Origin of the sequence: Enterococcus sp. RTP21361st1_A6_RTP21361_211029 (assembly GCF_040910045.1) — a bacterium.
GTDB classification, from domain to species: domain Bacteria; phylum Bacillota; class Bacilli; order Lactobacillales; family Enterococcaceae; genus Enterococcus_D; species Enterococcus_D gallinarum.
The window spans coordinates 43,620-53,710 of sequence record NZ_JBDGBK010000009.1 but is presented as its reverse complement, the minus strand read 5'-3'; the positions used below and the strand labels follow the sequence as shown (position 1 = coordinate 53,710).

Annotated in this window: 8 protein-coding genes; all 8 read right to left on the bottom strand. The window is 43.0% G+C overall.

Features of this window, described 5'->3' with window-relative positions; translation table 11 throughout:
* Positions 1–115: 115 nt before the first annotated feature.
* Positions 116–1,336 carry a DUF1015 domain-containing protein gene (locus tag AB5Z52_RS02870; RefSeq protein WP_003128740.1) on the bottom strand — a complete coding sequence of 407 codons (1,221 nt, stop codon included), beginning with the start codon at positions 1,334–1,336 and terminating at the stop codon, positions 116–118.
* Positions 1,336–2,520: a phosphoglycerate dehydrogenase gene (locus AB5Z52_RS02865; RefSeq protein WP_161667536.1), complete on the bottom strand. Its 1,185-nt coding sequence runs from the start codon at positions 2,518–2,520 to the stop codon at positions 1,336–1,338. The genes AB5Z52_RS02870 and AB5Z52_RS02865 overlap by 1 nt, the downstream gene beginning before the upstream one ends.
* A complete protein-coding gene (gene serC, locus AB5Z52_RS02860) occupies positions 2,521–3,594 on the bottom strand; it encodes a 3-phosphoserine/phosphohydroxythreonine transaminase (protein ID WP_003128738.1) in 1,074 nt (357 codons plus the stop codon). It abuts the gene before it with no gap.
* 128 nt (positions 3,595–3,722) lie between these two features.
* Entirely contained in the window at positions 3,723–4,646 is a 924-nt protein-coding gene (locus tag AB5Z52_RS02855; RefSeq protein ID WP_003128737.1) for an alpha/beta fold hydrolase, read from the bottom strand.
* Between the two features lie 318 nt (positions 4,647–4,964).
* Positions 4,965–6,359: a glycoside hydrolase family 43 protein gene (locus tag AB5Z52_RS02850; protein WP_021149175.1), complete on the bottom strand. Its 1,395-nt coding sequence runs from the start codon at positions 6,357–6,359 to the stop codon at positions 4,965–4,967.
* Positions 6,360–6,391: 32 nt separating this feature from the next.
* The gene (locus tag AB5Z52_RS02845; RefSeq protein WP_021149174.1) at positions 6,392–8,182 is read right to left on the bottom strand and encodes a glycoside hydrolase family 2 protein; all 1,791 of its coding nucleotides are present in this window, start codon (positions 8,180–8,182) and stop codon (positions 6,392–6,394) included.
* A gap of 19 nt (positions 8,183–8,201) precedes the next feature.
* Positions 8,202–9,035 (bottom strand): carbohydrate ABC transporter permease, encoded by an 834-nt coding sequence (locus AB5Z52_RS02840; RefSeq protein ID WP_003128734.1) that lies wholly within the window; start codon positions 9,033–9,035, stop codon positions 8,202–8,204.
* A 10-nt stretch (positions 9,036–9,045) separates the two neighbouring features.
* Entirely contained in the window at positions 9,046–9,927 is an 882-nt protein-coding gene (locus AB5Z52_RS02835; protein WP_003128733.1) for a carbohydrate ABC transporter permease, read from the bottom strand.
* Positions 9,928–10,091: the final 164 nt, after the last annotated feature.

The window sequence follows — 10,091 nt, the reverse complement described above, 5'->3', positions numbered from 1 at the left end:
TAACAGTTAATCTTATCATACAAAAAAGGAGTGGATTTCTCCACTCCATAAAAGTCTAACTTTTTGGGGTCACTACATTTCTCTGCAGACGTGCGGCTTTTTTCTTTTTAGCTTTCTAGCTTTTGGTTTCTAAATCATGTAAAAACAGACCACTTAACAATTTGGGTTCAAACCATGTAGATTTAGGCGGCATGATCTCATTCGCATCGGCAACAGCCAATAAATCTTTCATCTGCGTTGGATACATCAAAAAGGCCATTGTCCATTCTCCGGAATCCACCATCCGTTCCAATTCTTCTGGACCACGAATTCCTCCTACAAAATCGATGCGCTTATCTGTGCGGACATCTTCAATACCGAGTAATGGCGCTAAGATATTTTTTTGCAAAAGAGAAACATCCAGACTTTCGACTGCGTCATTCCCTGCTTCTTTGATGGTTAAAGAGAACCATTCGTGGCCCAAATACAAATAGAAGGTTCCCTTTTGAGAAGGCTTGCTGCTAGTTGGCTTCTCAATGTGAAATTTCTCTGCTAGATGATCGAAGAAATGATCTGGAATCGGTACATTGACCACTCGGTTGTATTCCCAGATCGCCAATTCATTTTCCGGAAACAAAATCGCTAAGAAGCGCTCGCTTTCCTCACTATTGTTTTTTTCCTTGCGCTTTTGCAAGCCGACTTTCACTGCCGACTCGGTACGATGATGGCCGTCAGCGATATACAACGCATCAATCGCTGAGAATTCTTGTGATAAAGCAGCAATCACCGCAGAATCATCGATCAGCCAAACCCGATGATGGACCTCATGGTAACTCGTGAAATCATAGATCGGTTGATGGTGACTCTGCCAATCCTGGATCGTTTTTTTTAAGGACTCAGGCTGACGGTAACTTAGAAAGATTGGACTCGTGTTTGCATCACAAGCTTGGATGTGATTGATGCGGTCAACTTCTTTTTCTGGTCGAGTAAACTCATGTTTTTTGATTTTACCAGCTACATAATCCTCAATCGATGTGCAAACAACAAGCCCAGTTTGACTCCGCCCCGCCATTGTCAGCTCATATAAATAATAGGACGGTGCATTGTCTTGGATCAGCCATTTTTTTTCTCGAAAAGCAGCCAAATTTTCTGCTGCTTTCGCATACACTTGCGGATCATAAGGAGCAATATTTGGCAGATCGATTTCTGAGCGATCGATATGAAAATAGCTGTAAGGGTTGCCGGCAGCATATGCCGCTGCTTCTTGCGTGTTGACTACATCATAGGGCAACTCCGCAATTTTCTCTGCTAAGTCAGTTTGTGGGCGGATTGCTTTAAAAGGAAAAACTTGAACCATTAATAGCCTACCTCCTGATTCTTGATCACTCGCACGCGAATAATATCTTCTTTAGCTCGTAATTTATCTGCCACCGCTTCAAGCAATGCAGCATCTGTTGCTCCGACATCCACCAATGTGTAGGCATAGTCGTCACGTCCGCGATTCAACATATTATCGATGTTGATTCCAGATTCAGCGATGATCGAGGAAATTTGTCCTAGCATATTTGGCACGTTGCGGTTAATCACTGTTAAACGATACGGCGAATGGAACGCCATTTCTACGGTTGGAAAATTCACTGAGCGTTTGATCGTCCCAAACTCCAAAAATTTCTTCAATGTGCGGGCAGCCATTTTGGCACAATTGATCTCAGCCTCTTCTGTCGATGCTCCTAAATGCGGTAGAACTAGCACGTTGTCATGGCCCAGTAAGCGTTCATCTGCAAAATCAGTTGTATAACCAGCAATCTCATTATTATCTAACGCAGCAAGAGCTGCAGCTGTATCAACGATCTCACTACGAGAAAAGTTAAACAGTTTAGCCGTTGGCTTCATTTTGGCCAATTCATTCTTGCCCACTAAATGGCGGGTGTTTTCCATCAATGGCACGTGAAGAGTAATGAAATCACAGGTTGTGAAAATTTCTGCTAAATCATTGGCCCGTTTGACTCTGCGGGAGATGGTCCACGCTGTGTCCACCGAAACATAAGGATCATAGCCCACAACTTCCATCCCTAAGCGGTAGGCATCGTTAGCGACCATGGCACCAATCGAGCCTAACCCAACCACACCAAGCTTTTTGCCTTCTAGTTCCGTACCGGCGAATTGCTTTTTGTTGGCTTCTGCCTGTTCCTCTACATCTGATCCGTTCAGTGTTTGGACCCATTGAGCACCTTGGAGAATCGGGCGAACACTTAATAACAAGCTTGCAATAACCAACTCTTTGACTGCATTTGCATTAGCTCCTGGGGTATTGAAGACGACGATGCCTTGTTCTGTACATTCTTTGACCGGAATATTGTTCGTACCAGCTCCAGCTCGCGCAATCCCTAATACACTTTTTGGAAAAGGATAGTCATGCAGCTTTTGGCTTCGCAGCAAGATTCCTTCTGGCTCATCACTTTCATTGATGGCATATCTTTCTTTGTTTAGCCTTTGAAGCCCTTCTGGTGCAATCGCATTGAATGTCTTGATCTGATACATTTATTTGACCTCCGCTTCGAATGATTTCATGAAATCGACAAGTGCCTGAACGCCTTCGATAGGGAACGCATTGTACAAACTTGCTCGCATACCGCCTACCGAACGGTGTCCTTTTAAGTTTTTAAAGCCGGCTGCTTCTGCAGCTTCATTAAATTGTCGATCCAGCTCCTTATCGCCAGTGATAAAAGGAATGTTCGTTAGGGAGCGGCTATTTTTGTCTACGGGACTGCTAAACAAGTTCGATGCTTCGATCGCTTGATAGAGCAGTGCAGCTTTTTGTCGGTCTTGCGCAGTAATCGCTGCTACACCGCCTAATTCTTTCAACCACTCAAAAACCAGTTTTGCGATATAAATGCTGTAAGTAGGCGGCGTATTGTAAAGGGAACCGTTGTCAGCTTGAAGACGATAGTCCAACATTGGAGCAAAGACCGCTTCTTCATTTAATAAATCTTCTCGAATAATAACCACCGTCAATCCTGCTGGTCCAATGTTCTTTTGGGCACCTGCATAGATCATACCGAAATCTTCTACACGATACTCATTGGCCAAGATATTTGATGACATGTCAGCAATGATCGGGACTTTGCCAGCATCCGGAATCGTCTGAAAAGCTGTTCCTTCAATCGTATTATTCGTAGTAATATGCAGATAAGTCGCTGTTTGGTCGATGTTATCTACTGTGATTTCTGGAATATAAGTAAAATGCTTATCTTCACTTGATGCGATCACCTCAACCGTAGCAACTGCTTCAGCCGCTTGAATCGCTTTTTTTGACCAAGAGCCCGTGTTGATATAAAGGGCCTTTTTGTTTTTCGCTAAATTTAATGGCACCATACTAAATTGCAGACTTGCTCCACCTTGCAAAAACAGCACCCGATAGTTATCCGGGATCGCCATCAATTCCCGCAAGAGGGCTTCTGCGTCTTGAATGATCTCTTCAAACAAGGAAGACCGATGACTCAGCTCCATAACGGACATCCCACTGCCACGATAATCCAAAAGCTCGGATTGAGCTCTTTCCAATACGGGGCGGGGCAAGACGGCGGGACCAGCTGAAAAGTTATAAACAGTCATACAAAAATCTCTCCTTTGTTGTTAGATGTGACACCCATTATAGCAGAAGGAGGAATATGAAAAAAGGTTAAAAATAATTAAAATTCTCAATTTTCTGAAAAAAAGATGAAAGCAATTGATAACGTTCCTCAATTGCTTTCTAACCATTGCCAGATTTCATGAAATACGACTTGTTTATTGGTTTCATTTAAGATCTCGTGACGACCGCCTTCCAGCAAATAAACTGTCAGATGCCGCTGCCCTTGCTGGTTCAAATAGTTTGCTAGCTTACGGACACTCTTGCCATAATGGCCCACAGGATCTTCTTTTCCTGAAATCAGCAGTAACGGCAATTCGCGATCGATTTTCTGCAACAGGCGGGGGGCACTCGCTTTTTTTGTCAATAAAAACAAATCTCGATAGGCACTTAATGAAAAATGAAATTGCGTATGCGGATCTGCTAAATAAGCATCTACTTGTTGGGGATCACTGGACAACCAATCTTTCGCCGTTCGGTTGGGCTGAAACCGCCGATTATGTTGACCAAAAACCAGATTTTCCATCACGCGATAGGGCCATGCTTGCTGTCGAAAAGGCATCAACGACTTCGTCAATAAAGCGGCACTGGTCATTTTGGCCGGCGCTTCCAGTGTCGTCCCCATAATGATTGCTCCTGCCAATTTTGTATTTTTCTGATACAAAAAATTGCGCAAAACCAAAGAGCCCATACTATGACCTAAAAGATAATAAGGTTGAGCTGGAAACTGCTCCAACGCAAAACGCTGAACCAATCCCACATCTGCTACAAGATAATCCGCACCATTTGTTTCTCCAAATGTCCCATACTCGTTTTGCTCAGCTACTGTTTTCCCGTGTCCCAAGTGATCATGACCGATCACTGTGAATCCTTTTGAAACGAGATATTGAGCAAACGGATCGTACCGTTCAATGTGTTCAATCATGCCATGGATCAGCTGAAGCATTCCTTTGGACTGTCCCTCCGGCTGCCAAATTTTCACATAAAGTTGATCTTTGCCGTTTGAAGATCGAATCATTTCTTGCCTGGTTTTCATCCATTCACCTCATTTGCATTTACTTTTACGTCTACTTTGTAAAACGATTTGCTCCGTCCCATTTGTCTTTATTATACATGGAAGAAGGAAAACTGCCTATCTTGGCCTAGAGCTCTATCAGCGGCTCATCCTAATTACTCAAAAAAAAAACAGTATCATGGCACGTCTGTCCATGACACTGCTTTAGGATGTTAGTTTGCTTCATTCGGATCGAAGAACAGCCCTAAATTGAACAAGACAGATCACAGCATGGCCATTTGAGCCACGCCATTGCTTTCAGTGTTATGATATCTAAACCACTGAAAGCAGCTCTAGAAACTATTCTCCCTCTTTTGGTATGATCTCCATCCGATCGACACTCAGTGTGTCGACCCCAATTTCTGAAGACACTTCGATTTTGATAGTGCCTGCTTTCAAATTCATAGTAGTTTGGATAGGCTGATAGTATTGTGACGGATAGACCGCCAAACGTTGGCTGTCATCATCTGTTTTCAGTTGAACATACACGGGCTCATTCAATGACAAATAATCTTGAGTTTTAAGATAAACGATGACCGTCGCTTCACTAGCCTGTCCCATTGTTGGTTGAAAAACCAAACGATCTTCGGTCGATTCAAACCCTTGAACCACTTTTTTCATCAATGCTTCCTCGTCTGTCACTGTTACTAAATCACCTTCAAGAAGCGCATCACTGGCGGTCATTCGGATCCTTTTTGCTTCACCACTGGGAAGCTTCTGTGTTTCATTATCCGCTAAAGGAACTTCTAATTTCAGCTTGTTTTCTTCCCATTTGATTGGCTGCAAACGAATCGAGCGTTGCCAGCCAGAATGATCCCAACGAGCAGCGTGAAATATCAACCAGTCTTCGGTGCCGTCTTTCGACTTGGCAAACCCATTGTGCCCGGGACCAAAAACAGTTTCTGTCTGCTGAAAAATCGGTTCGGATTCTTTCGTCCAACTTCGGGTATCTAATGGATCATCTTGGCGATCCATTGTCAAAAGTCCCAGTGCATAATCATTGTCCCAACTTCCACTAGCCGAATAGACCACATTTACCGTATCTTCTTTGATGATCACTTGAGGTGCTTCGTTAATCAACGGCGTTTGCCGCATTTCCCATTCGTATTCCGGAGTCGAAATCAGCTGCTTTTCACCAATGACTTCTGTAGGTGAGATCATTTCAGCAATATAAATATTTTGGGCAATATTTTCATATCCTTCCCAACCTGACCAAAGGAAATACCGTTGTTCGTCTAATTCGAGGACAGTTCCATCAATAGCAAACTTGTCATCCAGTCCTTTGATTTCTTCCAACTGCCAATCATCACTGTAAGGATCCTGGTTTTCGTTGACTAGTGCATACATCCGGTGGGTTTCTGAGGGATGATTGGCCGCAAAATAAACGACCCACGTACCATCCAGCTGATGAAGTTCCGGTGCCCAGATACTTTCAAACTCCGCAGGCATTTCCCAGATGACTTTTTTCTCCCCCGCTGCTACTTCAGTCAGATTTTCCGAACGCCAAAGGGTTAAGTTGTTACCAGTAGTTTTCGTATAATAATAATATTTCTCATCTTGAAAAATCCACGGGTCTGCACCATCGTTGTCGATGATCGCTGTGAAATCGTCAACCAGCGTTTCATGAGAAGTACCGCAACCTCCTACGAAAGGAGTCGCCAAAATCAATGCACAAATAATACCATTTTTTCTCATTGTCTCTCCTTTCCAATGTTGCCGTCTGCATATCATTCAACTTGAGAAACATGAAATTGATCATTGATAGCTTTGATTGCTGCCAAGTCCACTTTAGGCTGACGGTCATAAGTCAACAACCCATTGATCTCCTGTTCGACATCGGTCAATTGCGTATAGCAATATCCCCAGAGCCCTACTGAAGCATAGACAGCCGACAGCACCCGTTGGTAGTCCTTTAAGAATTCAACTTCATTGTCGACTGACGTATACCCCCAACCTGGTTGTCCCGATACATCAAAGCCGATGCCACCAAATTCCGTTAACAAGATTGGTTGCTCCTGATAAGAAAAGCCGTTGGCAAAAATCGGCCACGGAGTAGAAAGCCGCTTAATCAGATTTTCGCGAGTTCGGAGGGTTTCTTTAAAGTAATCATATTTCTCAGTTTCTTCTTTTTGGCCATGGGCATAGTTGTGAATGGCGCAAATATCTGTTTCTGTCATTGCCCAACCATCATTTGAGATCACTAATCGTGTTTTATCCAATGCGTGCAAGAAATGATACATTGCTTGAGAGAAATGTTGCTGTGTTCGGTCAAAGGAAATCTTTGGCACGCCCCAGCTTTCATTGATCGGCACCCAAGTCACAATGGAGGGATGGCTAAAGTCTCTGGCAATGATCTCGGTCCATTCCCGCATCAGTCGTTCAACAGAATCTTCATTGTAAATCGCCGGAGCCGCACATTCTCCCCAAACCAGAAAACCTAACTGATCCGCCCAGTACAAAAAGCGCGGATCTTCTGTTTTTTGATGTTTGCGGCAACCATTGAAGCCCATTTCTTTTGCTAGTAAGATGTCTTTTTTAAAGTCTTCATCTGACGGTGCAGTCAAGAGGCCACTAGGCCAGTACCCTTGATCCAAAATCAACTTTTGATAGTAAGGTTTGTTGTTCAAATAGACCATGCCGTTTTCCGTATGGATTTTACGCATGCCGAAATAACTTTTCAGGTAGTCAATTGTTTCTCCATCGTTGATTAAAGAAAGTTTAATATCAAATAACTGGGGATTTTCCGGTGTCCAAGACCAACCGTCATGATGGAAATTGCTTCTGAAAATATGTTCCTGAAAAAGATCGGCATTGAACTTCATTTTTGCCGAATCTGCAGACAGTCTCCCCGCTGCGATTAGCTGTTCTTTAAAAGAGATCCGATAGTCCAGTTCACACTGCGGCTGGAACTGATTCAAGATCGTTTCAACAGTCACGGTCCCCTCATCAAAATTTGGAGTTAGATTGATTTCTTTCAAATAAGTCTCTGAAACGACTTCCAGCCATACTGGCTGCCAAATCCCGGTAGAATTCGTATACCAGATACCAGCAGATTCTGTCTCCCAGAATTGTTTTCCTCGAGGAATACTTTCATCTGCATGAGGATCAAATGCACGCACACTTATCGCTTGCTGACCGTCGACCAAATAATCGGTAATATCTACTTCAAAAGAGGTATGACCGCCTTGATGATTCGTTACATGACAACCATTGACAAAGACATCCGCCTCGTAATCCACCGCACCAAAATGCAAGACTACACGTTGACTGTCCATTGCCTGCACTGTGAATGTCCGGTAATACCAGACAATATCGTGAGGTTCTCGTTGGTTGATCCCGCTCAATTCGCTTTGATAGACGAAGGGCACCTTGATTCTATGCGGATAGGCTTCCTCCTCTTGATACCATTTCTCTTTTAGTCCTACATTTTTATCATCAAAGGCGAAGTGCCATTCTCCATTTAAATTCAGCCAGTTTTCTCGTTGAAACTGGGGTCTAGGGTATTCATTTCTGCTCATAGTTCCTCCAAAAAACAATTTATTTTATACCACTTTGCAATGACATTGATTCCATGAAACTCTTTTGCGCCACTAAATATAAAAGGAATGTCGGGATCAATGCTAAAAGAGCTCCTGCAGCTCCTACTCCCGGATACGTCATATATTGCCCTTGCAGCAACTGAAGTCCCGGCGTGATAGGCAGTTTATCAATATCGCTCATAACGATAGAAGGCCACAAGAAGTCGTTCCACGAACCAGTAAAACTAAATAACGCAACGACGGTTAAAACCGGCTTGATCAGCGGCAGAATAATATGATAAAAAATCTGAAATTCATTGGCCCCATCAATTACAGCCGACTCATCCAATTCTTTAGGAATCCCTAAGATAAACTGACGAACTAGAAAAATGTTATAGACACCTGCTGCGCCAGGAACGATCACGGCTAGAAACGTGTTGGTCCAGCCTAATGTATCCACGATTTTGAAATTGGGGATCAAATTGACGACACCAGGAAACATCATCGTTCCCAGCAATAATGCAAAAATCAAGTCTCGACCTTTAAACGTCAGCCGTGTATAGCCATAAGCCGCAAAAGAAACGATCACCATCACCAACAATGTGTGGGCTGTTGAAATGATCATCGAATTCAAAAACCAGCGAAAGACTGGCGATGAATCATTCCCCTGCAACAACCCTAAAAAGTTTGCGAAGGTCCACTCTTTAGGAATCAGGCTAAAGCCAACTTTTTGGATCTCAGCATCTGATTTGAAAGAGGTAAAAATAGCCCATATCAGAGGAAAAATCCAGACAATACAAACAATAGCTAATACGATAAATGCGACTCTTTTTCCTACTTTATTTTCTCGCATGGCTGTCCCCTTACCTCTCTAATTTTTTGATCATGATAAATTGAAAGACCGAAACGATCATGATAACGATCCCTAGTAAAATCGCCATCGCCGATGACATACCAGCAACGGACGTACTACTGCCAAAAGCATTCTCTTGAATATACATCATGAGTACTCTCGTCGAATTGTTCGGACCACCCCCGGTCAGCATCAATGGCTGTCCATAAATATTGAATTGAGCAATAGTCGTCATGACTGTTGTAAAAATCAGCTGATTCCGAATACTCGGCAACGAAATCCGGAAAAACTTCACTACACTGCTGGCTCCGTCAAGCTCGGCTGCCTCCATTTGTTCCCTGGGCACACCGTTCAACGCAGCTACATAAATGATCAAATTTCCTCCTAATGTCCACCAAATCGTTACGATCAAAATCGCGATCCAGGCCCATGGTTGTGTCCCGACAAAATTGATATCTATCCCAAAAACTTCTTTGATGGGGCCAAAGGATTTACTTAACAGAAACCCCCAGATGATCATTACAGCAGAGATGGCAAACAATGTCGGCAAGTAAAGAACCGATTGAAAAAAGCGCATCATCTTTGGCTTTGCGGACAATGCCACAGCTAATAGCAATGGAATCGCGATACACAGAGGTACTGATATCACTGCAAAGAATAGCGTGTTTTTCATCCCATTGAAAAATTGCGTATGATACAGCGAGTCTTGATCAAATAGAATCGTCTTAAAATTGTCTAAACCAATAAAAATCGGTGAACTAAAAAGATCCCATTCGGTAAAGGAAACATAAACACCAATTACAGCAGGAACCAAAAAGAATAAAATAAAAAGAATCATGTGGGGACCGATAAACAAAACGGGCCAACCACTGAGCTTTTTTTTGCTACTCATACATTACGCATCCTTTCATGCCTTGATAAAATCGACTAGAAAAAGACTGTGACAAAAACCACTTCTGCATGGAAGATGCTCTTTCGTGTAAGTTGCCAAGCTAACCAGATCAAAAGGCCACTCTTTGAGAAATCTTATATGAGTCCTCTTTTGGTATGTGTCTT